Consider the following 24,291-nt stretch of genomic DNA (forward strand, 5'->3'; position numbering starts at 1 on the left):
AGATGTGTATAAGAGACAGTCCCTACTCCGCGACCTTCTGCAGCAGCGCGATGAACATGGCATCGGTACGGTGCCGATGCGGCCAGAGCTGCACCTGGGTGGGGTCGCTGCCGAGCACCAGCGGCTGCCCCGCGAACGACTGCAGCACCGACTGGGTCGACTGCGGCAGGGCGACGAGTGTGCCGGTGTGGCGCCGCAGAGCATCCGCAACCTGACCGCGCGTCTCGGCGACATGCGGCGAGCAGGTCACGTACGCCAGAATGCCTCCGGGCTTCAGCGCCGCGACTGCTGCATCGATGAGTTTCGCCTGCAGCAGCACGAGCTCGGCGACATCGCGTGGTGACTTGCGCCAGCGCGCCTCTGGCCGGCGGCGCAGTGCCCCGAGACCGGTGCACGGCGCGTCGACGAGAATGCGGTCGAAGTGGGCAGGAAAGGCGTCGCCCAGGGAGGTTCCGTCGAGCTCCCACACCTCGGGTGGTTCGGGTAGCGCGGCGACCGCATTGCGCACGAGCTCGGCCCGCGCCGCGATCGGCTCGTTCGCGATGACCGTAGCCCCGGCAAGCCCGGCCGACGCCGCGAGCACGGCCGTCTTGCCTCCGGGCCCGGCGCACATGTCGAGCCACAGCTCGCCCGCGGTCACGGGGGCAGCGTTCACGAGAGCCAGCGCAGCGAGCTGCGACCCCTCGTCTTGCACACGAACAGTGCCCTCACCCACCTGTGGAATGTCACGGGGGTCACCTGAATCGGTGATGAATCCGTACGGCGAATACGGTGCCGGATGCCCGTCTGCCCTGATCTCGCCCCGATCGGCCAGCCCGGGCAGGGCGATGAGCCCGAGCCGCGCGGCTTCGTTGTCGGCTTCGAGTAGTTCGACCAGGTCGACCTCCGCCTCGTCGGCTGTGGCGCCGTCGCTCAGCAGTGCGCGGCGGAACGCGCGGATGATCCAGGCCGGATGCGAGTACAGCACCTCGAGGCGCTCGTCGTCGTTCCGGGCCGACTCCAGCACCAGGTCTTGCCACTGCTCGGGCGTCGACCGGGTGAGGGTGCGCAGAACGCCGTTGACGAAGCCGGTGGATGATCGGGTGCCGACGGTTCGCGCCAGCTCGACGGCCTCGTTCACGGCCGCGTGACTGGCTACGCGCAGCGACAGCAGCTGGTGTGCCGCAAGTTCGAGCACGTCGACGATCACTCCATCGATCTCGGTGATGGGGCGCCGCGCCGCGAGTTCGATGACGCGGTCGTAGTACCCGCGCATGCGCAGGGTGCCGTAGGTGAGCTCGGTGGCGAGACCCGCGTCGGCGGTGTTCAGCTTCGCGCGGCTGAGCTTCGTGGGAAGCAACAGGTTGGCGTAGGCGTCGTCTTCGCGCACGGCACGGATGACCTCGAACGCGATGCGGCGGGCGGGCTGTACGGCGGTGGCGCTCTGTGTGCGCTCGCGGGGGCCGGGAGCGGTGCCCGAGCGGTCGCGAGGGGCGCCGCCGCCCTGACGGCCGCGGTCGCGGGTCGCGTTGCTACTGCCGGAGCCGGAACCAGACCGCGAGCCCAAACTCGCATTCGTGCCGTCGCGTCGCGGGCTCGACCCGTTGCGGCCCTGGTTCGAGCCTGCTCGGCCGTGCTTGGGGCGATCGCCGTGGCTGCTCGAGCCGCCAGAGCTGCCCGAACCACCCGAACCGCCCGAGCTGCCAGAACTACCCGAGCCACCAGAACCACCCGAGCCGCCCGAACCCGCCGCGCGCCCTTCGGCGCCGTTCTGCTCGTTCGACTCGCTCACTCTGCCACCACTTTCTCTGTCTCGCCGTTCTCCGTGTCGCCGTTGCCGTTGCCGCTACTGCTGATCCCGCGCCACCAGTCCTCGGCCCGCATGGGTTTCTTGCCGGCGGGCTGTACGCTCAGCAGCCGCAGTGGATGATCGCCGGTACCCACAACGACGACCCCGCCCTGCAGCCTGAACTCCCCCGGCGGCAGTTGCACCGCATCACGCGCGGGCTCGGCTTCGAGAATCTTGAACCGCTGGCCGCTGAGGAAGGTGAACGCGCCGGGTTCTGGCGTGACGCCGCGGAGACGTTGGTAGAGGAGGGCCGAAGGCTCGTTCCAGTGCAGCCGGGCGTCGTCGAGCGAGAGCTTCGGTGCCAGGGTGGCCTCGCCCGTCTGCTCGCGCGCCACGGCAACTCCGCTGGCGAGTTCGTCGACCACGCGAGCCGTGAGCGCGGCGCCATCATCAGCGAGGGAGGTGAGGAGGTTGCCCGCGGTCTGGTGCGCCCCGATGGTCTGGGTGATGGTGCCGAACACGGCCCCAGCATCCATCGCCGGCACCAGCTGGAAGACGGCGGCACCCGTGACCGCGTCGCCCGCGATCACGGCGTGCTGCACGGGCGCCGCACCGCGCCAGCGTGGCAGCAGGGAGAAGTGCAGGTTTACCCAGCCGAGGCGCGGGATGCTCAGCAGCGGCTCGCGCACGAACCCGCCGTAGGCCACGATGACCCCGAGCTCCGCTTTGAGCGCGGCGATCTGTGCGGTGACGTCATCGTCGAGGCGATTCGCTTTGATCACGGGCAGGCCGAGCGAAACGGCGACATCAGCGATGGGTGACGGGGTGAGAATGCGGCGGCGGCCCTGCGGCGCGTCGAGCCGGGTGATGACGGCGACGATCTCGTGCTCGGCGGCGAGTCGGCGAAGCGTGGGTTCTGCCACGCTCGGGGTACCGGCGAAGACAATTTTCAATCGAGGATCTCCGTGTCGTCGAAACGAACCCGCAGGCTGGGTGGCGGGCGGAAGTTGGCGGGGCGGCCGGGTATTTTGCGCCTGCTGGTGGCGTTTCTGATGACAGCAGCCCGCAGGGTGGCGGCCACGACCTGGCCGACCGAGTAGTCGAACCGCACGATGGATCGCACGAAATCGTCTTCGTCGGGTACGGGGCCCAACACGTCTATCTTCGCGCTATCTTCACCGTGAACCGAATCGTGGAGTTCTTTCACAGCGCCGGCCACGGCCTCGGGTGTTCCCTTCACTGTGGCGACGCGCACGGCCGGTGGAAACCTCAGCCGGCGGCGGTCGGCGAGCTCGTCGCTGGCGAAGCGGTTCTGCTGCCAGGTGACGAGGGTGCGGGCGAGTTCTCCGCCCACGCCCACGATGATGGCGGGAGCTCGCGGAGCGGCAAGGGCGATGGCGTTCGACCACCACCGCAGGCAGTCTTCGGCGACGGTGAGCGACTCGCGGGCGAGCATCCGTTCGCCGTCGAGAAGCAGAACTGCATGGTAGCCGCCGGCTGCGACGGGCTCGGCCCCGCGGGTGGCGATGACGAGTGCGGGGGCTTCTGAGACATCGGTGAGCGAGCGGGTACCGTCGGAGACGATGATGCGGGTGGCCGGAAACGCACGGCCCAGTTCTTCGGCGGTTCGTGCGCTGCCCTGGCCGATGAGCCGAAACGTGGTGCCCTCACAGTGCCGACACTGCCACTGGGCGGCGATGGCGCCGCACAAGACGCAGGAGGGAGGCGAGTTCTTCGACTGTGTGCGCAGCGGCCCGTCGCAGACCAGGCAGTGCGCCGGGTTGGTACAGCTCGCGCAGGCCAGAACCGGGGCGTACCCGGGGCGGGCGACCTGAATCAGCACGGGGCCCGTCTCGAGCGCTTTGCGGGCGGCCATCCACGCAGACGATGGGATGCGCGCCGACTGGGCGAACGCGTCGCCAGACACCTGCGCCGAGGTGGGGATGACGTTCGGCAGGAACTTCGGGTTCTGTGGCACGTCGTCGACGAAGCCGAGTTCGACGAGTCGCTGCACCTCGCTGCTGCGCGAGTGCGACACGAATGCGAGCGCCGAGCCCGACTGCGCCTGGCGGATGAGAGCGACATCGCGCGACGAGACGTACGGACTGAGGGGTTCGTCGTGCAGGGGGTCGCCGTCGTCCCACAGTGCGATGAGCCCGAGCTCGAACGCCGGCGCGTACACAACAGAGCGGTTGCCGATGATGATGCGTGGCCGCTCTTCGAGGCACGACAGAAAGTGGGCGTAGCGTTCGGGGTTGGTCTGGCGGGCATCGAGCCGGGCGATGTCGGCGTCGTCGACGTGGGCGCGGAGGGCCGTCTCGAGCTGGTCTTGGTCGCGGTAGTCGGGAACGACGAGAATGGATGACCGGCCGAGCCCGAGGGTGAACGCAGCCATGGCTGCCATGGTCTCGGCCCAGGCGCCCACCCATTCGCCGGCCGAGGTCTGCCGCACGGTCGGTATCGCGGTGATCGACAGACGCGCCCGGCGGTACAGCGCGGTCTCGATCACGTTGTCGCCGTAGCCCGCGATGGGGGTGCGGTTGGGAGTGTCTCCAGAGGGATCTGCGCTTTCGGGCGACTCTGTGTTTCCAGCAGCAGCAACAACCGCCGCAGTAGCAGCCGCCTCCGCGGCCTTCGCCCGACGCGCCACGAACGCCTTCTCGACCCGAACCTGTCGCGGCGGAACCGCGAGCCGCACCACGTCGCTCGCGTTGCCGGCGGCACGGTCGGCCACACTGCGGGCGAGCGCCCACACCTCGGGGGTGAGCACGGGCACCGCGGAGACGACCTCTTCGAGCTCGCTGAGGGTTCCGCTGAAGTCGGCGTGCGCCGTGACCTCGACGATGTAGCCCGAGGTCATGCGGCCGGCGGAACGGAGGGGTACTTTGACCCGAACGCCCGGCCGGGCATCCGGTGCCAGACGCTCGGGGATCCGGTAGTCGAACAACCGGTCGAGCTGGGGCAGCAGCGATTCGAGCATCACCCGGGCGATGAGGGTGATGCCGCCGTCACTCACAACTTCGCGGCGACCTGCAGGGCTTCGACGCGGTCGAGACGCTCCCACGTGAAGTCGGGCAGCTCGCGCCCGAAGTGACCGTACGTCGAGGTCTGCGCGTAGATGGGCCGCAGCAGGTCGAGGTCGCGGATGATGGCGGCCGGCCGCAGGTCGAACACCTCGCCGATGGCCGCGATGATGTCGTCGTCGGGCAGGTGGCCCGTGCCGAATGTCTCGACGTAGAGACCGACCGGAGCCGACTTGCCGATGGCGTACGCCACCTGAATCTCGAGCTTGTCGGCGAAACCGGCCGCGACGGCGTTCTTTGCCACCCAGCGCATGGCGTATGCGGCAGAACGGTCGACCTTCGACGGGTCTTTGCCGCTGAAGGCGCCGCCGCCATGACGGCTCGCGCCGCCGTAGGTGTCGACGATGATCTTGCGGCCGGTGACCCCGGCGTCGCCCTGGGGGCCGCCGATCTCGAACCGACCGGTGGGGTTGATGAGCAGCTGAGCGCCCGACACGTCAAGCGGGGCGTCGGCGAGCACGGGCCGGATGATCAGCTCGGCGACATCGCGCTGCAACTGTTCGGTCGACACCCGCGGCGTGTGCTGGGTCGACAGCACGACAGTTTCGACCGTGCGCGGGATGTGGCCCTCGTAGCCGATGGTGACCTGCGTCTTGCCGTCGGGGCGGAGGTACTCGAGCTGGCCGGTCTTTCGCACCTCGGCGAGCTTCTCGCTGAGCCGATGCGCGAGCCAGATGGGAATCGGCATGAGCTGGGGGGTCTCGGTGGTGGCGAAGCCGAACATGATGCCCTGGTCGCCCGCGCCCTGGCGGTCGAGCGGGTCGCCGTCGCCGCCGTCGGCCGTCTGCCGGGTCTCCCACGCGTTGTTCACGCCCTGCGCGATGTCGGGTGACTGGGCCCCGATGGAGACGGAAACACCACAGCTGCTGCCGTCGAACCCGATGTCGGAGGACGTGTAGCCGATGGCGTTCACGCGGTCGCGAACGATGGTGGGGATGTCGACGTACCCCTTCGTCGTTACCTCACCGGCGACGTGCACGAGCCCGGTGGTGACCATGGTCTCGACGGCGACCCGGCTCGCCGGGTCGACCTCGAGCAACGCGTCGAGGATGCTGTCGGAGATCTGGTCGCAGATCTTGTCTGGGTGGCCTTCGGTGACCGATTCTGAGGTGAAAAGACGAAGTTTAGACATTCTTCTCCTGGTGGTTCGGGTGCGCGTGCGTGCGGCTGGGAACAGCCAACGCACTGAGTATGCTGTGGGCCACTGACAGCTTGCTGCCCGCGGCCTCGATCACTATATGCCCGGTGCGATCGAGCAGAACGACCGTGTTGTGGTCTGTGGTGAAACCTTCGCTCCAGCCCACCCTGTTGAGGACAAGATAGTCGCAGCCCTTGCGCGCGATCTTGGCCTGACCGAGTTCGAGCAGTTCGTCGCGCGTGGCGGCGGTCTCGGCGGCGAAGCCCACGATCACCTGGTCGTCAGCACGCTGCGACGACAACTCGGCAAGAATGTCGGCGTTCTTCACCAGCTCGAGCGTCAGCACGTCTCCCGCGACGTCTTTTTTGATTTTGCCTTCGGCCACCTCGCTTGGGCGGTAGTCGGCCACGGCGGCAGCCATGATGATGATGTCGGCTCCGCCCTGGAGCGCCAGCATTTCGACACGCAGTTCTTCGGCCGTCTCGACGGAGTGCAGTTCGGCTCCGCGCGGTGGTGGCACTTCGAGGTGGGCGCCGACGAACGTGACCCGCGCCCCCTCTGCAATGGCAGCATCGGCGAGGGCGACACCCTGCTTGCCGCTTGACCGGTTGCCGATGAAGCGCACGGGGTCGAGGGGCTCGCGGGTTCCGCCGGCCGAGATGAGGATGCGGAGGCCTGCGAGGCTGGAACCCGCAGCGGCAACACCCGAACCCGCAGAACTGGCGTCTGCCGGCTCGCGCCCGTCGACGACAGTCGCCACCAATGCGAGCCCCGCCGCCACGATCGCGTCGGGCTCCGAGAGCCGCCCCGGCCCCGAGTCGGCGCCGGTCAGCTGCCCGCTGTCAGGCCCGATGAAGTGAAACCCGCGCGAGCGGAGGGTGGCGACATTCGCGACCGTCGCCGGGTTCTGCCACATCTCGGTGTGCATGGCAGGGGCCAGAAGAATGGGCGCGCGACTGGCCAGTATGGTGTTGCCGAGCAGATCATCCGCAATGCCGGCCGCGAGTTTGGCCAGGCTGTTCGCCGTGGTCGGTGCGATCACGATGAGGTCGGCGGCCTGGCCGATCGCCACGTGCCGCACCTCGGCGACACCCTCGTAGAGGTCGGTGTGAACCGTATTGCGCGAGATGGCTTCGAGCGTCGGCTTGCCCACGAAACGCAGCGCGTGCTCGGTGGCGATGACCTGAACCGAGTGACCGGCCAGCACAAAACCGCGAATCACGCTCACCGCCTTGTACGCAGCGATGCCCCCGGTGATGCCGACGACGATATTCATGTACCTACTCTGGCAGATCGGCGGGGGCGACGGCCCGGCCGGGATGGGGTTGCCCCCGCGGTGAAAAAGATGAAGCCCGCCACAACCAAGCGACGGGCTCCACGAAAGAAAATATAAACGCTACTCAGGGATGGGCGCGTTGGCCTTGACCGTGAGCTTGTCTTCGTTGATCTCGTGCAGGGCGATCGACAGGGGCTTGTCGTCGATGCCGGAGTCGACCAGCGGGCCGACATTGTCGAACAGGCTGCCTTCGTGCAGGTCGGCGTAGTAGTCGTTGATCTGGCGCGCGCGCTTCGAGGCAAAGATGACCAGGGCGTACTTCGAATCGACTTTCGACAGCAGTTCGTCGATGGGCGGGTCGATGATGCCGAGTGGCTTGGCTGGCATGGTGATGCTCCTTGGTTCGGGATAGGGGGAGAATTGCAAAGACGGGAGGCGAACGTCAGCCTACGAAATATTCATCAAGTCTACGACCTCGCGGGCCGCCTCGTCGACTTTGTTGTTCACGACCCGAAAATCGAACTCATCCTGGGCTGCGAGTTCGACCTTCGCGGTGGCCAGTCGGCGGGCCTGTTCTTCGGGCGATTCTGTGCCGCGCCCGATGAGCCGGCGCACCAGCTCATCCCACGTGGGCGGCAGCAGAAACACCAGAACCGCTTCAGGCATGGATGCCCGTACCTGCCGTGCACCCTGGATGTCGATCTCCAGCAGTACGCTCTTGCCTTCGCGCAGCGCCCTCCGCACGGGGCTTCGCGGCGTACCGTACCGGGACTGGTTGTGCACCACAGCCCACTCCAGAAACTCGCCTGACTCGACCATGCGGTCGAACTCGTCGTCGGTGACGAAGTAGTAGCTCACCCCGTCGACCTCGCCGGGCCGCGGCGCGCGAGTGGTGGCCGACACCGACAGCTGTACGTCGGGGTAGTTCTCGCGAATGTAGGTCGACACCGTGCCCTTGCCCACCGCGGTGGGGCCGGCCAGAACGACCAGCTTCGTCGACACCTCCGTCGGCGGCAGAGCATACCCCGTGCCCGGGGCGCGCACAGCGAGGTAGTCGAGCAGCTTCACCTGCTGGTGCCGGCCGAGCCCGCCGATGCGTTTCGAGGGCGAGATGGCGAGTTTCTCGAGTGCCTTGTCGCCCCGAACGGGCCCGAGGCCCGGGATGCACAACAGCAGCTCTCGTACCCGCAACCCCGCTTCGGGCGTGTCTTTGTCGGCGAGCCCCACGGTCACGACGCTGCTCGCGCTCCGTTCACCGGAGACAACGGCGTTCTTCACGCTTGCCCGCGCTCGGCGGGCGGCAACGGCTGCCCGTGACGCCGCGACGCGGTCGACCTCGGGGGGCTTCACGAACGGGCTCCGGCCAGCGCGTCGGCGAGTTCGCCGCTCTGCCGGGTGATCGCGTCGGCCATGCCGGCGGTACCCGAGCCACTGGCTGAACCTGCGGCGAGCACCGAACGCGAGACGGCCACCACCGTGCCGGGCGTCAGCGGCCCGAACACCGAGTGCACGTCACTGAAGCGCGCACCCTGAAAACCGAACCCGGGTGCAAGCACCGGGGTCATCGGGTTGGCCGCGAGGGCGTCGCGGTCGATCGAGTAGTCGAGAAGATTTTTTGTCGCACCTAGCACCAGACCGATGTTACCGAGGTGCGAGCCGCCGCCCGACCGCGCGCGGTTGTGTGTGCTCACGTCGTGCGCAACCAGCCCGGCAACGGAGTAGTCAGCTGCTGCCGCTGCTGCCTTCGCAGCCGGTGTCGACGTCGCAGCCGTCGCGGCCGGTGTCGACGTCGCTCCTGATATCGTCGGCGCCCCGACCGTACGCGCTGACTGCAGCGTGAACGACTCGGGGTTCGACGTGGCGCTCAGCACGAACGCACCCTTGCCCGTACTCTCGGCCAGGTCGAACACGGCCTGCAGCGAGCCGACACCGGCGTACGCCGTCAGCGTCACGGCGTCGGCCTCGAGCGGTGACCCCGGTTGGAGCCACGCGCGCCCGTAGGCTTCGGCGCTGGTGCCGATATCTCCGCGTTTGGCGTCGGCGATCACCAGCAGGCCGGCCGCGCGGGCCGCGGCCATGACCTCTTCGAGCGCCGCCACCCCGGCCGAGCCGAACAGTTCGAAGAAGGCCACCTGCGGCTTGACGATGCCCACGCGGCCCGCGGCGGCATCCACCACGCGGAGCCCGAACTCACGAACCCCCGCGGCCGTTCGGGGCAGCTCCCACGCGTCGAGCAGGTAGTCGTGCGGATCGATGCCCACACAGAGCTGCCCGAGCGTCGCGAACGTGATCGCAAGCCGCTCACCGAACGGAACGGGAGTGGTCACTGCCCGGCGCCCGCCCGCACGAGCTCTTCGGCCCGCTCGAGCGATTCGGCGCGTTCCCACGCGTACTCCTGCAGGCTGGTCACGGTGAAGCCGTCTTTCATGCCGTCGAACGACGCCACGGCCGCGCCGAGTTGCGCAATGGTGGTGAACAGCGGCTTGTCGGCCGCCACCGCCGCTGCTCGAATCTCGTAGCCGTCGGCCCGCGCCGAGCGACCGGAGGGCGTGTTGATGACGATGTCGACCTCGTTGCGATTGATGAGATCGACAATGGTCGGCTCATCGTTCGCCAGGTCGACGCCCTCACTGTACTTGCGAACGATTCGTGTGCGAATACCGTTGCGATTCAGCACCTCTGCGGTGCCGATGGTGGCCAGAATCTCGAAGCCGAGCTGCTGCAGCCGCAGCACCGGCAGCACGATCGCGCGCTTGTCGCGGTCGCTGACCGAGACGAACACGGCTCCGCTCAGCGGCAGCCCGCCGTACGCGGCCTCCTGGCTCTTCGCGAACGCCCGCGGGAAGTCGCGGTCGATGCCCATGACCTCACCGGTCGAGCGCATCTCCGGCCCGAGCACCGAGTCGACGACCAGACCCTCTTTCGTGCGAAAGCGTTTGAACGGCAGAACCGCTTCTTTGACCGAGACCGGCGCGTCGAACGGCACAATCGAGCCGTCGAGCTTCGGCAGCATGCCTTCGGCCTTCAACGCGGCGATCGAGTCGCCCACCATGATGCGCGAGGCCGCCTTGGCCAGCGGAATACCGAGTGCCTTCGACACGAACGGCACGGTTCTGGATGCCCGGGGGTTCGCCTCGAGCACATAGAGAACTCCCGCACCCACCGCGAACTGCACGTTCAGCAGCCCGCGCACACCCACGCCCTCTGCGATGCCGAGCGTGGCCTTCTTGACTCGGGCGATGACATCCTGACCCAGCGTCACGGGCGGAAGCGTGCAGCTCGAGTCACCCGAGTGAATACCGGCCTCTTCGATGTGCTCCATGATGCCGCCGATGTAGAGCTCGGTGCCGTCGTAGAGCGCGTCGACGTCGATCTCGATGGCGTCGTCGAGAAAACGGTCGACGAGCAGCGGATGCGTCGGCCCGACGATGCCCTGGCCGGCCACGCGCACAAAATAGTCTTCGAGCGAGGGGCTGTCGTAGACGATCTCCATGCCGCGACCGCCGAGCACGTACGACGGGCGCACGAGCACGGGGTAGCCGATCTCCTCGGCCACGACGACGGCCGAGTCGTAGTCGTGGGCGACGCCGTTCTTCGGTGCGAGCAGGCCCGCGGCATCGAGGATGCCCGCGAACAACCCGCGCTCTTCTGCAAGGTCGATCGCCTCAGGCGTGGTGCCGAGGATGGGCACGCCGGCCGCTTTGAGACCCTTTGCAAGCCCGAGCGCCGTCTGGCCGCCGAGCTGAACCACAACGCCGACCAGCTCGCCGCTCTGGCTCTCGGCGTGGATGACTTCGAGCACGTCTTCGAGCGTCAGCGGCTCGAAGTACAGCCGGTCGCTGGTGTCGTAGTCGGTCGAGACCGTTTCGGGGTTGCAGTTGATCATGATCGTCTCGTACCCGGCATCAGATAGGGCGAACGAGGCGTGCACACACGAGTAGTCGAATTCGACGCCCTGGCCGATGCGGTTCGGGCCCGAGCCCAGGATGACCACCTTGCGGCGTTCGCTCGGCATCACCTCGGTCTCTGAGTCGTACGACGAGTAGTGGTACGGCGTGAGCGCGGGGAACTCCCCCGCGCAGGTGTCGACCGTCTTGTAGACCGGGCGAACGCCGAGGCCGTAGCGAATCGCGCGGATCTCGTTTTCGGTCGTGCCGCGGAGCGCCGCGATCTGCACGTCGCTGAAGCCGTGGTCTTTCGCGAGCCGCAGCGTGTCTTCGTCGGTCAGGGGTGAGGCGGCGACCGCGTCGGCCACCTCGTTGATCAGCACGATCTGGTCGATGAACCAGGGGTCGATCTTGGTGGCTTCGAAGACCTCGTCGATGCTCGCACCGGCACGCAGGGCCTGCTGAACCGTCACGATGCGGCCGTCGGTCGGCACGGCGGCAACGGCGAGCAGCTCGTCTTTCGACAGTTCAGAGGCCGGCCCGTCCCAGTGGAACGACGATCCGCGCTTCTCGAGCGAACGCAGCGCCTTCTGCAGGGCGGTGGTGTAGTTGCGGCCGATGGCCATCGCCTCGCCGACCGACTTCATGGTGGTCGTGAGCGTCGCATCCGCTGCCGGGAACTTCTCGAACGCGAAACGCGGAACCTTCACGACCACGTAGTCAAGCGTGGGCTCGAACGACGCCGGAGTCACCTTCGTGATGTCGTTGGGAATCTCGTCGAGGCGGTAGCCGATGGCCAGCTTCGCCGCGATCTTGGCGATGGGAAAGCCGGTGGCCTTCGAGGCCAGGGCGGATGACCGGGAGACGCGCGGGTTCATCTCGATGACGATCACCCGGCCGTTCGAGGGGTCGATGGCGAACTGGATATTGCAGCCGCCGGTGTCGACGCCCACCGCGCGGATGATGTCGATGCCGATGTTTCGGAGGTTCTGGTACTCGCGGTCGGTCAGGGTCAGCGCGGGCGCAACCGTGATCGAGTCGCCCGTGTGCACACCCACCGGGTCGACGTTCTCGATCGAACACACCACGACCGTGTTGTCGGCCGTGTCGCGCATGAGCTCGAGCTCGTACTCCTTCCAGCCGAGGATGCTCTCTTCGAGAAGCACCTCGGTGGTGGGGCTCTGGTGCAGGCCGTCGCCGACGATGCGGCGGAGCTCGGCCTCGGTGTACGCGAACCCCGAACCGAGCCCGCCCATGGTGAACGACGGGCGCACAACGAGCGGGTAGCCGAGGTCTTCGGCGAACCCGACGGCCTCCTCCACGGTGTGCGCGATGTGCGAGCGGGCCACGTCGGCACCGCACTGCAGCACGAGTTCCTTGAAGATCTGGCGGTCTTCACCCTTGTTGATGGCCTCGAAGTTCGCGCCGATCAGCTCGACGTTGTACTTCTCGAGAATGCCGTGCTTGTGCAGGTCGATGGCCGCGTTCAGCGCGGTCTGGCCACCCAGGGTCGGCAGAATGGCATCCGGCATCTCTTTGGCGATGATGCTCTCGATGACCCGCCAGGTGATGGGCTCGATGTACGTCGCATCGGCGAAGTCGGGGTCGGTCATGATCGTGGCCGGGTTCGAGTTCACCAGAATGACGCGTACGCCCTCTTCGCGAAGCACGCGGCAGGCCTGCGTGCCCGAGTAGTCGAACTCGCACGCCTGGCCGATCACAATGGGGCCGGAGCCGATGACCAGAACGCTCTTGATGTCTTCTCTCTTGGGCATTACTTGCTTTCCGTTTCGAGAGTTGCGGTTGAAATATCGAGTCTGCCCGTCAGCACCATTTCGCGAAAACGGTCGAACAGGTACATCGAGTCGTGCGGCCCCGCGGCCGCCTCGGGGTGGTACTGAACCGAGAACGCATTGATGTCGAGGCACCGGATGCCCTCCACCACGTCATCGTTCAGACTCACATGGCTCACCTCGACCCGGCCGAAACCGGCGGGCGACTCGATGACGCCCTCGCGCGGCGCGTCGACGGCGAAACCGTGGTTCTGGCTGGTGATCTCCACGCGGCCGGTCGTGCGGTCGAGCACGGGCTGGTTGATGCCGCGGTGGCCGAACGGCAGCTTGTAGGTGCCGAAGCCGAGCGCGCGGCCGAGCAGCTGGTTGCCGAAGCAGATGCCGAAGTACGGCACCCCGGCGCGCAGAACGTCTTGCAGAACCTGAACATGGCCTTCGGATGCCTCGGGGTCGCCGGGCCCGTTCGAGTAGAACAGCGCGCTCGGCTCGAGGGCGAGCACCTCGGCGGTGGTCGACGACTCGGGCAGCACCTCGACGTCGAATCCGCGGTCGGCGAGATAGTTGAGGGTCGACTTCTTCACGCCGAGGTCGAGCACGGCCACAGATCCGATGCGCTCGCCCACGGCGGGAACGGTGTACCGCACGGCCGTCGAGACGGTGCTCGAGAGGTTCAGGCCGGTCATCTCGGCTCCCTGGCGCACGAGGTCGAGCTGGGCATCCGGTGACAGAGCGAAGTCAGCACCGGAGAAGATGCCGGCGCGCATGGCCCCGGCCGAGCGGATGTGACGGGTCACGGCCCGCGTGTCGATGCCGCTGATGCCCACGACCTCGCCCTCAACCAGGTCGTCGTCGAGCGAACGGATGGCACGGTGGTTCGAGACGACGCGCGAGGGGTCGCGAACGACGAAGCCCGCCACCCAGATCTTGGCCGACTCGAGGTCTTCGTCGTTCGTACCGGTATTGCCGATGTGCGGGGCCGTCATCATGACGATCTGGCCGGCGTACGACGGGTCGGTGAGGGTCTCTTGGTAGCCGGTCATTCCAGTGGCGAAGACGGCCTCGCCGAACGTGCGGCCACGGGCGCCATACGCCTTGCCGACGTAGCGGTGGCCGTCTTCGAGAACGAATACGGCGGGTTCAGTTACGATCACGCGATCGAGCCTTCCTGCATCGGGAGTTGAGGTTTCTGAAGAAGCGACTGCACGGTGCTGAGCACGCGGATGCTGTCGCCTGAGTCGAGAATGCGGGCGTACGATTCGACATCGGCGGTGGTGGCGTCGCCTGTCGTTGTGATCTCTGAAATCCAGTCGAGGCGCACAAGGCCGCCGGACTCGACCACGCGGTCGATCGTGTACGTCGAGGTGCCGATCGAACGGATGCGCGCGAGAGGTACGAACACGTCGCGTTCGCCGTCGAGCGAGAGGGTGATGCCCTTCTCCCAGACGATGAACGTTCCGCGGGCGCGAAAGGCGAGGCCCGGGATGGTGAGGCGTTCGAGCGGCTGGTTCGCGGGGGTCGTCGCCACGTAGAGCATGGGGGCTTCGAGCAGCAGCTGCCCAGCATCCTGAGGCGTCTCGGGCGCGGCGCTGTACCCGGCCTGGCGGCGCTTGCGGGCACGCCAGCCGAGCGCCATGCCCGCGTACAACAGAAGCAGAATGGCGAGAACGATGAGGGCGGGGCCGAGTCTATCCATGGGTTCTGCCTGCTTTCCAGGCCGCGGCGCTGGCCGCGACGGTCGTGCTGTCAACAACGGTGCCGCCGAGAACCGTAGGGTAGCCGTGGTGGAAGGTGTACTGAACCCGGCCGGGGAGCGTCAGCCCGAGGTAGGGCGAATTCGTGCTCTTACCAGCGAGCCGGTCGAGGTCGAATGTGCTCGAGCTCGACGGGTCGTAGAGGGTGAAGTTCGCCGGGGCACCGGGTTCGAATGCATGCGAGTGGTCTGCCAGGCGGCCGATCTCGGCCGGTTTCTGCGAGAGCACGCGGGCGATGTCGGCCCACTGCAGCAGGCCCGTGTCGACCAGGGCAGTCTGAGCCACCGAGAGAGCCGACTCGAGACCCACCATGCCGAACGACGCGGCATCCCACTCCGACTCCTTCGACTCGGTCGGGTGCGGGGCGTGGTCGGTGGCGATGATGTCGATCGTGCCGTCGGCGAGGCCCGCCCGCAGCGCCTCGACGTCTTCGTCGCGTCGCAGCGGCGGGTTCACCTTGTAGCGCGCGTCGTAGCTTCGCACGAGATCTTCGGTGAGCAGCAGGTGGTGCGGAGTGGCCTCGGCCGTCACGACGATGCCGCGGCTCTTGGCCCACCGGATGACCTCGACCGAGCCGGCCGTCGAGACATGACACACGTGCAGGCGTGCGCCCACGTGTTCGGCGAGCAGCACGTCGCGGGCGATGATCGACTCCTCGGCCACGGCGGGCCAGCCCTTCAGCCCGAGCTCGCTCGAGAGCGCACCCTCGTTCATCTGCGCGTTCTCGGTGAGGCGCGGGTCTTGGGCGTGCTGCGCGACCACACCGTCGAACGTCTTCACGTATTCGAGGGCGCGGCGCATCAGCAACGAGTCGTGGATGCACTTGCCATCGTCGGAGAAGACCCGAACCTGGGCGCGCGAGTGTGCCATCGCGCCGATCTCGCTCAGTCGTTCGCCGGCGAGGCCCACGGTGACAGCCCCGATGGGCCGAACGGTGGCGAACCCCGCGTCGTCGCCCAGGGCCATGACCTGCTCGACGACGCCCGCGGTGTCGGAGACCGGCATGGTGTTCGCCATGGCGAAGACGCTCGTGAAACCACCGGCTGCGGCGGCGCGCGACCCGGTCAGCACGGTCTCGCTCTGCTCGAATCCGGGTTCGCGAAGGTGGGTGTGCAGGTCGACGAGGCCGGGCAGCGCCACGAGGCCCTCAGCGTCGATGCGGATGGCGCCCGCCGTGCTGCTGTTCGACGTGTTCGGGGCGACGGGGGTGAGCCGGGCATCCTGAACCAGAAGATCAGTACGCTCGCCGGAGACAAGCGTGGCCCCGACTATGAGATAACTCGGGTTGCTCACGGTTGTACCTCTCGATCGCCAGACATGAGCAGGTAGAGAACTGCCATGCGTATTGACACCCCGTTCGTGACCTGCTCGAGTACCGTCGACTGGGCTGAGTCGGCGGCACCCGCCGAGATCTCGAGGCCGCGGTTCATCGGGCCGGGATGCATGACAATCGTATCGGGGCGAAGCGACGCGAGGCGTGCGTCGTCGAGGCCCCACTCGCGCGAATACTCGCGGGCGTTGGGAAAGAAGGCCGCGTTCATGCGTTCGCTCTGAATGCGCAGCATCATCACGACATCGGGGCGGGTGTCTCGAATGGTCTGGTCGAAGTCGTAGCTGATGCCCACGGGCCAGTCGGTTTCGGCGCCGAACGGTACCAGTGTGGCAGGAGCGACGAACGTGACGTGGGCGCCGAGCGTCTGCAGCAGCCAGAGGTTCGAGCGGGCGACCCGCGAGTGCATCACGTCGCCCACGATCACCACGCTGACGCCGTCGAGGTCGCGGCCACGACTTCTGTCGCCGAAGAGCCGGCGGCGAATGGTGAAGGCGTCGAGCAGGGCCTGGGTCGGATGCTCGTGGGTGCCGTCACCCGCGTTCACGATGGGTGCGTCGATCCAGTTGCTCTCGGCCAGAACGTGCGGAGCGCCGCTCGCATGGTGCCGAATGACCACGCCGTCGGCCCCCATTGCTGCCAGGGTCTGGGCGGTGTCTTTGAGGCTCTCTCCCTTCGAGACGCTCGAGCCTTTGGCACTGAAGTTGATCACGTCGGCGCTCAGCCGTTTAGCGGCCGCCTCGAACGAGATGCGGGTGCGGGTGGAGTCTTCGAAGAAGAGGTTGACCACAGTCTTCCCGCGGAGCGCGGGCAGCTTCTTGACCTCGCGCGTCGAGACGGCGGCCATGTCTTCGGCAACATCGAGAATCTGCAGCGCTTCGCCCTGGCTGAGGGTCTTGGTCGAGAGCAGGTGCCTCATCGGGTTCCCCCGTCGGGCTCGTCGCTGCCGTTGCCTGGTTCGGTGGGCTGCTCGGTGGGTTGTTCGGTGGGCTGCTCGGGCATCGTGCGGCTCTCGATGCTCACCTCTTCGACCTCGTCGACCTCGCTGAGGCGCACGTTGATACGTTCGTCGGTCGAGGTGGGCAGGTTCTTGCCCACGAAGTCGGCGCGAATCGGCAGCTCGCGATGCCCGCGGTCGACCAGCACAGCCAGTCGTACAACGCGGGGGCGCCCGATGTCGCTCAGCGCATCGAGCGCGGCACGAATGGTGCGGCCCGAGTAGAGCACATCGTCGACCAGCACGACGGTCTTGCCGTCGACTCCCCCGGCCGGAATCTGCGTCGGCTGCGGGGTACGCGTGACGTTGCGGCCCAGGTCGTCGCGGTACATCGTGGCGTCGAGGGCCCCCACGAGAGACGCCGGTGCGCCCGGTTCGATGCGCTGGATGATCGCAGCGATGCGCTGGGCCAGAAACACCCCGCGGGTCGGTACACCGAGGATGACAAGATCGCCGGCCCCCCGGTTCCACTCGAGGATCTCGTGCGAGATACGCGTCAACGCCCGGTTGATGTCAGCCTGAGACAGCACTACTCGTGCCATGACCGACTCCCTTCTCCGACTCACAGGCCGACTCTTAAAGGTTGTCTACGTCTTCCACACTATCGCACCGAATCGGTGCAACGAAGTTCTACTGCGTGACGCCCTTGGTCTGCGAGATCTTGGCCAGGATTCCATTGATGAAACCCGACGAGTCGTCTGTCGACATGAGCTGGGCAGCTTCGACGGCCTCGGAGATGGCCACAACATCCGGAACCCCGTCGTTGTAGAGAATCTCCCAGATACCGATGCGAAGAAGTGCACGGTCGATGTGCGGCATGCGGCCGAGGGTCCACCCCACGGCGTACGTCTCGATGAGCTCATCGATCTCGTAGCCGTGCTCGACCACGCCACCGACGATCTCGCGCGCGTACTCCCACGACGCCTCGCGGGCAGGCTCGGTGAGGGCGCGGGCAGCTTCGGCGGCCAGTGACTCGTTGATCGAGATCTGGCGCACGTCGGCGGCGTACAGAACGTCGAGGGCCCGCTTACGGGCCTTGGTTCGGGAACTCATCGGTGTTCGTCAGTCCCTAGTCGCTGACGCGGCCGAGGTAGTCGCCGGTACGCGTGTCGACCTTGACCTTCGTGCCCTGCTCGAGAAACAGCGGAACCTGGATCTCGTGGCCGGTCTCGACCGTGGCGGGCTTGGTGCCGCCGGTGGAGCGGTCGCCCTGCAGGCCCGGCTCGGTGTAGGTGATCTCGAGGATGACCGAGGCCGGCAGCTCGACGTAGAGCGGCGCGTCTTCGTGCAGAGCGATGGTGACGGGCTGGTTCTCGAGCATGTAGTTCTTGGCGTCGCCGACGACGGCGTCGGTCACGCTGAGCTGCTCGTAGGTCTCGGTGTCCATGAAGACGAAGTCTTGACCGTCGTTGTACGAGTAGGTGTAGTCGCGGCGGTCGACGTTGGCCGTCTCGATCTTCGCGCCCGCGTTGAACGTGCGGTCGACGACCTTGCCCGAGAGCACGTTCTTGATCTTGGTACGAACGAACGCACCACCCTTGCCGGGCTTGACGTGCTGAAACTCGATGACAGCCCACAGCTGGCCGTCGATCTTCATCACTACGCCGTTACGGATGTCGCTTGTCGAAGCCATAAAAAGGTGGTTCCATTCGGTTGAGAAAGTTCGGTCGTGCGGGTTTTCACCCGACAGTAGAGTGTAGTCGCTTTCGGCTACGAACCGATCTCCTGGTACGCGGCGAACAGCAGGGCGGTCTCCGGCCCCTGCAGAACGGTGGGCTTGGCGATGTCGTCGAGCACGATGAAACGCAGCATGCTGCCGCGCGCCTTCTTGTCACGTTGCATCGCTGCGAGCAGGGTGTTCCAGCGGCCCACGGGGTAGCTCGTGGGCAGGGTGAGCGATTCGAGCACGCTGCGGTGCCGGTCGACCGCGGCGTCTGACAGGCTGCCCGTCAATCGGCCGAGCTCTGCGGCGAACACCATGCCCACCGCCACGGCCGCACCGTGCCGCCACTGGTAGCGCTCGGTGTGCTCGATGGCGTGGCCGAGGGTGTGGCCGTAGTTGAGAATCTCCCGCAGGCCGGCTTCTTTGAAGTCTTCGCCCACGACGCGGGCCTTAAGGCCGATCGAGAGTTCGACCAGGCGCCGAAACTCGGGGCTGGTGGGGTCGGTTGCCTTCGTCACGTCAGCCTCGATGATGTCGAGGATCTCGGGTTCGGCGATGAAGCCCGCCTTCACCACTTCGGCGAAGCCGGCCAGCAGGTCATTACGCGGCAGGCTCACCAGGGTGTCGAGGTCGGCGATGACCTTGGTGGGCGCGTAGAAGGCGCCCACCAGGTTCTTGCCCTCGGCGGTGTTGATGCCGGTCTTGCCGCCGATGGCGGCGTCGACCATGCCGAGCAGCGTGGTGGGCATCTGGATGAGCTGCACCCCGCGAAGCCACGTGGCCGCGACGAAACCGGCGACGTCGGTGGTCGCTCCCCCGCCGAAGCCCACGATGGCATCGGAACGGGTGAAGTCGGCCTGACCGAGAATTTGCCAGAGGAATGACGCCACTTCGATGCGTTTGGCACCCTCGCCGTCGGGAATCTCGGCGAGCAGCACCTCGTAGTCGGCCTTGAGCTCAGTTCTGATCGAACTGGCCCAGTCGGCGAGCTGCGGGGCGTGTACGAGCAGTACCTTGCGAACGCCCGGAGCGAACGAGGACGCCAGGGTGTCGAGCACACCGCGGCCGACCACCACGTCGTATGGGTCGACACCCGAGACGCGGATGACCGTGGGGGTGCTGGGGGTGCTGGCAGTGCTGGCAGTGCTGGCAGTGCTGGCTGCTGAGTCGGTGGTGCCCTCGGTGGTCATACGTTCTCCTTCGTGAGCTGCGCTCGCACCCAGGCGGCGACCTCTTCGGCGATGTCGTCGGCTTTGCGGTGTGAAGTGTCGATGGTGAAGTCGGCCAGGTCGGCGTAGAGGTCGCGCCGGGCATCCACCACCCGCTGCCAGGCCTCGACGTCGGGTACGAGCGGTCGTTTCGAATTGCCGAGCCTGGCCTTGACCGCGTCGCTCGTGACAGTGAAGAGCACAACAAGGCAGGTCTCGAGGTCGAACTGGGTCGCCACGTTCAGTACGGCGCCGCCGCCGAACGACACCACTCCCCCAGCCGAGAGAGCGTGCACGACTTCGGCCCGTTCGAGCTGACGAAAATACGGTTCACCGTGTGTCTCGAAGATCTCGGGAATGGCGCCGTGCAGCGCGACGATCTGCTTGTCGGTATCGGTGAAGCTCTGCCCGAGCAGCTTGGCCACGCGACGGCCGATGCGGGTCTTGCCGGCGGCGGGCGGCCCGATGATGACGACGGTCATGACCTCGAACGAAGCGCTGGTGGGATGTTCGCGAGGTACGACTCGAGGTTGCGGCGCGTCTCGGCGATGGCGTCGCCGCCGAACTTCTCCTGAACAGCGTTGGCCAGCACGAGAGCGACCATCGCCTCGGCCACCACTCCCGCGGCGGGAACGGCGCAGACGTCAGAGCGCTGGTGATGAGCCGAGGCAGCCTCTCCCGTGGCGATGTCGACCGTGCGGAGGGCGTGCGGAATCGTGGCGATGGGCTTCATGCCCGCGCGAACGCGCAGCACGGTGCCCGTACTCATGCCGCCCTCGGTGCCGCCGGCCTTGTCGCTCGAGCGCTCGATCTCGCCGTCGACCTGAAAGAGTTCGTCGTGTGCATCGGAGCCGCGGCGAGTGGTGGTCAGAAAACCGTCGCCCACCTCGACACCCTTGATGGCCTGGATGCCCATCAGCGCAGCCGCGAGCTGCGAGTCAAGCCGCCTGTCCCAGTGCACGTGCGAACCGAGGCCCGGCGGCAGGCCGTACGCGAGCACCTCGACGACGCCGCCGAGCGTGTCGCCGTCTTTGTGGGCCTGGTCGACTTCGGCCACCATGAGCGCCGAGGTCGCCGGGTCGAAGCAGCGCAGCGGGTCTGCATCGAGGCGGTCGACATCGGTGGACAGGGGCAGGGGTGAGTTTTCGGGAACACGCACCGGGCCGATGGAAAGAGTGTGGCTCACGAGGGTGATTCCGAGTTCGCCCAGAAAGTTTCGGGCCACGGCGCCGAGTGCGACGCGCGCTGCCGTCTCACGGGCACTGGCGCGCTCGAGAATCGGGCGGGCCTCGTCGAAGCCGTACTTCTGCATTCCCACCAGATCGGCGTGGCCCGGGCGAGGCCGGGTGAGGGGTGCACCGCGGCCGGAGGTGGGCGTGGCCGGGCCGCCCGACTCGAAGTGCTCTTCGGGGGTCTGCTCGGGGCCGGTGACCGGCTCAGAGCCCATCACGTCGACCCACTTCGGCCACTCGGTGTTGCCGATGCGGATGGCCACCGGGCTGCCGAGCGTGAAACCGTGCACCACGCCGCCCGACACCGTCACCTCGTCTTGCTCGAACTTCATGCGGGCGCCGCGCCCGTAGCCCAGCTTTCGTCGAGCGAGGTCGGTGCGGATATGAGCGAGAGTGACCGGGACACCCGACGGCAGACCTTCAATGATGGCAATGAGTTCTGGGCCGTGCGATTCTCCGGCTGTGAGCCAACGAAGCATGACTAAAATCCTCCCACAGTCTCAGCGCCCAGGCCGACCGCTGAGGCCCACTGCGTCGGCCATGGCCTCGAGAACAGCAGGTTCGTCGTCGAGCACGAGCTCGGGATCGCCCAGCGTGAAGACGCGAACCTGCAGCAGTGCCTGGTGCAGCAGCATCGACAGCCCCGAGACGACGGTGCCGCCGGCACCCTGCCAGCGCGCAGCGAGGGTGCTCGGCCACGGGTGGTACGCCACATCGAGGAGGGCTGAGCCCGGGCTGACGCGCAGGCCGCCGATGTCGTCGGCGGTGAGGGCTTCCCCGGGCAGGGTGCTGATTGTGAGGTCGCCCGACGTGCCGGCGAGTGCTGCGCTGAGCGGAACAAGCTCGACGATGACGCCCACCTGGGCACCGAGCGAAATGAGCTCGGCTGCCTTCGAAGGCGTACGTGCGGCCACGGTGACCAGTTGGGCGCCGAGTTGCGCGGCCGCGACAAGAGCCGACTTCGCGGTGGCGCCGGCGCCCAGAATGAGCACGTGCCGGGCCTGATGGATGCCCGCCGCTTCGACGGCGCGAACGATACCGGCCACATCGGTGTTGAATCCGAGGAGGGTCGGCCGCCCATCCGGTGCCGACGACGAGGCCGAAGCGAGCGCGGCACGCTGCTGCATGTCACCCTGCTGCATGTCACGCTGCGGCACCGCCGGGCCGAACAGCACGGTGTTGGCCGCGCCGGTGAGGCCCGCCAGGCGATCGACAGACGCGAGCAGGGGCAGAACTTCTTCTTTGAGCGGCATTGTGAGCGAGAGGCCACGCCACGAAGCGTCACGGCCGCCGACAAAGTCGGCCAGCTCGCCAGAGCCCACCTCGATCGCCGAGTACTCGGCATCGAAGCCGAGCACCCGGTAGGCGGCTGCGTGCAGCAGCGGCGATTTCGAATGTGCGATGGGAGACCCGAGCACAGCGAGTCGGAGCCGCGGCGGCATCAGACCTACCCGCCCGAACCGGGGTTCGCCGCCGACCAGGCCTGGTACTGCGCGACGGCCTTGTTGTGGTCGTCGAGGTTGCTCGAGAAGACCGTCTCGCCCGTGTCGAGGTTCACCGTCACGAAGTAGATCCAGTCGCCGGCGACAGGGTGCAGCGCCGCGTCGATGGCGGTGTCGCCCGGGTTCGAGATGGGGCCGACGGGCAGGCCCTTGTACACATAGGTGTTGTATTTGTTCGACTCGTCGTTGCGTTCGGCGTCGGTTGTGTCGACGCGCTTCGCACCGGTGCCGTACGCGACGGTAGCGTCACTCTGCAGCGGCATACCGTCGGCAATTCGGTTGACGAACACCCGGGAGACCTTGTAGAAGTCGGGTGTCTGCGCGGCCTCCTTCTGGATGACCGAGGCCAGCGTCAGCGTCTTCTCGCGGTCGGCGGGTGCGACCCCTGCGGCATCGAGCGACTGGAACGCGCGGTCGACCATGGTCTTGATCAGGTCGTGCGCGCTGGTGTTCGGTTCGAACGTGTACGTCGCCGGAAAGAGGTAGCCCTCGATGTTGGGCGCCGAAGCGTCGATTCCGAACTGCGTGAAGTTGGCGGCCTGGGCCTGCAGATCGGTGAGAGCCACCCCGGTGGCGTCGGCGACTTTGGTCAGCACATCGGCGGCGACGGTTCCCTCGGGAATCACCACACTGATCGTGACATGGTTCGTCGGGTTCTCGAGGGCGGTGAGCGCCGACTGCGAGCTCATCTGCTTCGCCAGCGTGTAGGTGCCGGGCTGGAATACCACTGCCGTGGGTTGTTTCAGCAGCAGTGCGTAGAAAGTTGCCGACGACTTGACCACGTCGGCCTTCTGCAGGTTGGTGCCGATCACGTCGCCGGTGTCGCCGCTGGCGATCACGAAACTGACCTTGTCGGCCGTCCCGTCGCCAGAGTAGTCCTCGACGGTCTTAGCGCCGAAGATCTTGTTGATCTGGGGCTCGTACGAGAAGTAGATCGACGTACCGATGGCGCCGAGACCACCCACCAGCACAATCGCCACGATGAGGGTGATGATTCCCCGCAGCGGCCGTCGACGCCGGGGCTCACGGGGGTGGCGGCCAGGATTCGCCGCCTCGCGGGCAGCCCGTCTGCCGTGGTGCTGTGAGCCTTCGGGGGCTTCACGAAAGAATTCGGCAAACGGGTGAGAGTCGGGTGGCTGCGGGTCAGTCACTATGAAATCCTTGAGGTCTTGTCGACGACGACGCCGGGCGGTCTGCCCGAGGCGCGCTCGACATCGAGGGCGTGCTGCAAAAGTATAACGGCGGCAACTTGATCGATCACTGAGCGTGAGTTCTTCGTGGTGCGACCGGTCTTGTGCAATGCGGACTGCGCCGAAACAGTGGTCAACCGCTCATCGATCATGCGCACCGGATGCTCGAATACCTGCGCACATCGGGCCGCGAACTCTTCGGCGTCGGCCGTCGAGGCCGTCGAACCGCCCGACATCGACAGCGGCAGCCCCACGATGAACTCGATCGCGTCGATCTCCCGGGCGATGCTGAGGATGCGCGCGATGTCGGCACCGCCGCTCGCGGCCCGGGCGACGGTCTCGACGGGGGTGGCGAGAATGCCGTGGAAGTCGGAGCGGGCGATGCCCACCCGAGCCTTCCCGACATCGATGCCCAGCCGAACGCCCGAGCGCATGGCTGGGCGTTCGGGCGAGCGTTCGGCTGCCGTGCTGTT

At 67.0% G+C, this 24,291-nt stretch carries 22 protein-coding genes; all 22 read right to left on the bottom strand.

The window, feature by feature from the left end; all coding sequences use genetic code 11:
- Positions 1 to 22 precede the first annotated feature (22 nt).
- Positions 23 to 1,771 (bottom strand): RsmB/NOP family class I SAM-dependent RNA methyltransferase, encoded by a 1,749-nt coding sequence (locus tag QN358_RS07425; protein ID WP_323512007.1) that lies wholly within the window; start codon positions 1,769 to 1,771, stop codon positions 23 to 25.
- On the bottom strand, positions 1,768 to 2,721 hold the full coding sequence (gene fmt, locus QN358_RS07430) for a methionyl-tRNA formyltransferase (protein WP_323512008.1): 954 nt from the start codon (positions 2,719 to 2,721) through the stop codon (positions 1,768 to 1,770). Before fmt ends, QN358_RS07425 begins: the two co-directional genes overlap by 4 nt.
- The gene (locus tag QN358_RS07435; protein WP_323512009.1) at positions 2,718 to 4,784 is read right to left on the bottom strand and encodes a primosomal protein N'; all 2,067 of its coding nucleotides are present in this window, start codon (positions 4,782 to 4,784) and stop codon (positions 2,718 to 2,720) included. Before QN358_RS07435 ends, fmt begins: the two co-directional genes overlap by 4 nt.
- On the bottom strand, positions 4,781 to 5,983 hold the full coding sequence (gene metK, locus QN358_RS07440; protein ID WP_136641747.1) for a methionine adenosyltransferase: 1,203 nt from the start codon (positions 5,981 to 5,983) through the stop codon (positions 4,781 to 4,783). The genes QN358_RS07435 and metK overlap by 4 nt, the downstream gene beginning before the upstream one ends.
- On the bottom strand, positions 5,976 to 7,265 hold the full coding sequence (gene coaBC, locus QN358_RS07445) for a bifunctional phosphopantothenoylcysteine decarboxylase/phosphopantothenate--cysteine ligase CoaBC (RefSeq protein WP_136641746.1): 1,290 nt from the start codon (positions 7,263 to 7,265) through the stop codon (positions 5,976 to 5,978). The genes metK and coaBC overlap by 8 nt, the downstream gene beginning before the upstream one ends.
- A 120-nt stretch (positions 7,266 to 7,385) precedes the next feature.
- Complete coding sequence (gene rpoZ / locus QN358_RS07450) at positions 7,386 to 7,652, bottom strand: DNA-directed RNA polymerase subunit omega (protein WP_104243599.1); 267 nt, start codon at positions 7,650 to 7,652, stop codon at positions 7,386 to 7,388.
- Positions 7,653 to 7,712: 60 nt separating this feature from the next.
- Positions 7,713 to 8,615 (bottom strand): guanylate kinase, encoded by a 903-nt coding sequence (gene gmk / locus QN358_RS07455; protein WP_136641745.1) that lies wholly within the window; start codon positions 8,613 to 8,615, stop codon positions 7,713 to 7,715.
- Positions 8,612 to 9,592, bottom strand: a complete 981-nt coding sequence (gene pyrF, locus QN358_RS07460; RefSeq protein WP_136641744.1) for an orotidine-5'-phosphate decarboxylase — start codon at positions 9,590 to 9,592, stop codon at positions 8,612 to 8,614. Before pyrF ends, gmk begins: the two co-directional genes overlap by 4 nt.
- On the bottom strand, positions 9,589 to 12,927 hold the full coding sequence (gene carB, locus QN358_RS07465; protein WP_323512010.1) for a carbamoyl-phosphate synthase large subunit: 3,339 nt from the start codon (positions 12,925 to 12,927) through the stop codon (positions 9,589 to 9,591). The genes pyrF and carB overlap by 4 nt, the downstream gene beginning before the upstream one ends.
- The gene (gene carA / locus QN358_RS07470) at positions 12,927 to 14,093 is read right to left on the bottom strand and encodes a glutamine-hydrolyzing carbamoyl-phosphate synthase small subunit (protein WP_323512034.1); all 1,167 of its coding nucleotides are present in this window, start codon (positions 14,091 to 14,093) and stop codon (positions 12,927 to 12,929) included. Before carA ends, carB begins: the two co-directional genes overlap by 1 nt.
- Entirely contained in the window at positions 14,093 to 14,638 is a 546-nt protein-coding gene (locus tag QN358_RS07475; protein ID WP_136641742.1) for a hypothetical protein, read from the bottom strand. The genes carA and QN358_RS07475 overlap by 1 nt, the downstream gene beginning before the upstream one ends.
- Positions 14,631 to 15,989, bottom strand: coding sequence for a dihydroorotase (locus QN358_RS07480; protein WP_323512011.1), 1,359 nt, complete (start codon positions 15,987 to 15,989; stop codon positions 14,631 to 14,633). Before QN358_RS07480 ends, QN358_RS07475 begins: the two co-directional genes overlap by 8 nt.
- Positions 15,986 to 16,945, bottom strand: a complete 960-nt coding sequence (locus tag QN358_RS07485) for an aspartate carbamoyltransferase catalytic subunit (protein ID WP_136641740.1) — start codon at positions 16,943 to 16,945, stop codon at positions 15,986 to 15,988. Before QN358_RS07485 ends, QN358_RS07480 begins: the two co-directional genes overlap by 4 nt.
- On the bottom strand, positions 16,942 to 17,565 hold the full coding sequence (pyrR, locus tag QN358_RS07490) for a bifunctional pyr operon transcriptional regulator/uracil phosphoribosyltransferase PyrR (RefSeq protein WP_323512013.1): 624 nt from the start codon (positions 17,563 to 17,565) through the stop codon (positions 16,942 to 16,944). Before pyrR ends, QN358_RS07485 begins: the two co-directional genes overlap by 4 nt.
- A gap of 88 nt (positions 17,566 to 17,653) precedes the next feature.
- Entirely contained in the window at positions 17,654 to 18,076 is a 423-nt protein-coding gene (gene nusB, locus QN358_RS07495; protein ID WP_136641738.1) for a transcription antitermination factor NusB, read from the bottom strand.
- Positions 18,077 to 18,092: 16 nt separating this feature from the next.
- Positions 18,093 to 18,656 (bottom strand): elongation factor P, encoded by a 564-nt coding sequence (gene efp, locus QN358_RS07500; RefSeq protein WP_136641737.1) that lies wholly within the window; start codon positions 18,654 to 18,656, stop codon positions 18,093 to 18,095.
- 77 nt (positions 18,657 to 18,733) lie between these two features.
- Positions 18,734 to 19,876, bottom strand: coding sequence for a 3-dehydroquinate synthase (gene aroB, locus QN358_RS07505; protein ID WP_323512014.1), 1,143 nt, complete (start codon positions 19,874 to 19,876; stop codon positions 18,734 to 18,736).
- Positions 19,873 to 20,376, bottom strand: a complete 504-nt coding sequence (locus QN358_RS07510) for a shikimate kinase (RefSeq protein WP_136641735.1) — start codon at positions 20,374 to 20,376, stop codon at positions 19,873 to 19,875. The genes aroB and QN358_RS07510 overlap by 4 nt, the downstream gene beginning before the upstream one ends.
- Positions 20,373 to 21,605 carry a chorismate synthase gene (gene aroC, locus QN358_RS07515; protein WP_136641734.1) on the bottom strand — a complete coding sequence of 411 codons (1,233 nt, stop codon included), beginning with the start codon at positions 21,603 to 21,605 and terminating at the stop codon, positions 20,373 to 20,375. Before aroC ends, QN358_RS07510 begins: the two co-directional genes overlap by 4 nt.
- A 21-nt stretch (positions 21,606 to 21,626) precedes the next feature.
- On the bottom strand, positions 21,627 to 22,568 hold the full coding sequence (locus tag QN358_RS07520; RefSeq protein WP_136641733.1) for a shikimate dehydrogenase family protein: 942 nt from the start codon (positions 22,566 to 22,568) through the stop codon (positions 21,627 to 21,629).
- 5 nt (positions 22,569 to 22,573) lie between these two features.
- On the bottom strand, positions 22,574 to 23,779 hold the full coding sequence (mltG, locus tag QN358_RS07525; RefSeq protein WP_161580390.1) for an endolytic transglycosylase MltG: 1,206 nt from the start codon (positions 23,777 to 23,779) through the stop codon (positions 22,574 to 22,576).
- On the bottom strand, positions 23,779 to 24,252 hold the full coding sequence (gene ruvX / locus QN358_RS07530; protein WP_136641731.1) for a Holliday junction resolvase RuvX: 474 nt from the start codon (positions 24,250 to 24,252) through the stop codon (positions 23,779 to 23,781). Before ruvX ends, mltG begins: the two co-directional genes overlap by 1 nt.
- Positions 24,253 to 24,291: the final 39 nt, after the last annotated feature.

It is taken from the genome of Subtercola sp. RTI3 (assembly GCF_035018625.1).
Taxonomy (GTDB): domain Bacteria; phylum Actinomycetota; class Actinomycetes; order Actinomycetales; family Microbacteriaceae; genus Subtercola; species Subtercola vilae.

Excerpts from the sequence above, each read along its gene's own strand:
- metK (WP_136641747.1), bottom strand. The coding sequence starts at position 5,983 with ATGTCTAAACTTCGTCTTTTCACCTCAGAATCGGTCACCGAAGGCCAC.
- coaBC (WP_136641746.1), bottom strand. The coding sequence starts at position 7,265 with ATGAATATCGTCGTCGGCATCACCGGGGGCATCGCTGCGTACAAGGCG.
- rpoZ (WP_104243599.1), bottom strand. The coding sequence starts at position 7,652 with ATGCCAGCCAAGCCACTCGGCATCATCGACCCGCCCATCGACGAACTG.
- carB (WP_323512010.1), bottom strand. The coding sequence starts at position 12,927 with ATGCCCAAGAGAGAAGACATCAAGAGCGTTCTGGTCATCGGCTCCGGC.
- QN358_RS07475 (WP_136641742.1), bottom strand. The coding sequence starts at position 14,638 with ATGGATAGACTCGGCCCCGCCCTCATCGTTCTCGCCATTCTGCTTCTG.
- QN358_RS07485 (WP_136641740.1), bottom strand. The coding sequence starts at position 16,945 with ATGAGGCACCTGCTCTCGACCAAGACCCTCAGCCAGGGCGAAGCGCTG.
- pyrR (WP_323512013.1), bottom strand. The coding sequence starts at position 17,565 with ATGGCACGAGTAGTGCTGTCTCAGGCTGACATCAACCGGGCGTTGACG.
- nusB (WP_136641738.1), bottom strand. The coding sequence starts at position 18,076 with ATGAGTTCCCGAACCAAGGCCCGTAAGCGGGCCCTCGACGTTCTGTAC.
- efp (WP_136641737.1), bottom strand. The coding sequence starts at position 18,656 with ATGGCTTCGACAAGCGACATCCGTAACGGCGTAGTGATGAAGATCGAC.
- aroB (WP_323512014.1), bottom strand. The coding sequence starts at position 19,876 with ATGACCACCGAGGGCACCACCGACTCAGCAGCCAGCACTGCCAGCACT.
- QN358_RS07510 (WP_136641735.1), bottom strand. The coding sequence starts at position 20,376 with ATGACCGTCGTCATCATCGGGCCGCCCGCCGCCGGCAAGACCCGCATC.
- aroC (WP_136641734.1), bottom strand. The coding sequence starts at position 21,605 with ATGCTTCGTTGGCTCACAGCCGGAGAATCGCACGGCCCAGAACTCATT.
- QN358_RS07520 (WP_136641733.1), bottom strand. The coding sequence starts at position 22,568 with ATGCCGCCGCGGCTCCGACTCGCTGTGCTCGGGTCTCCCATCGCACAT.
- ruvX (WP_136641731.1), bottom strand. The coding sequence starts at position 24,252 with ATGCGCTCGGGCGTTCGGCTGGGCATCGATGTCGGGAAGGCTCGGGTG.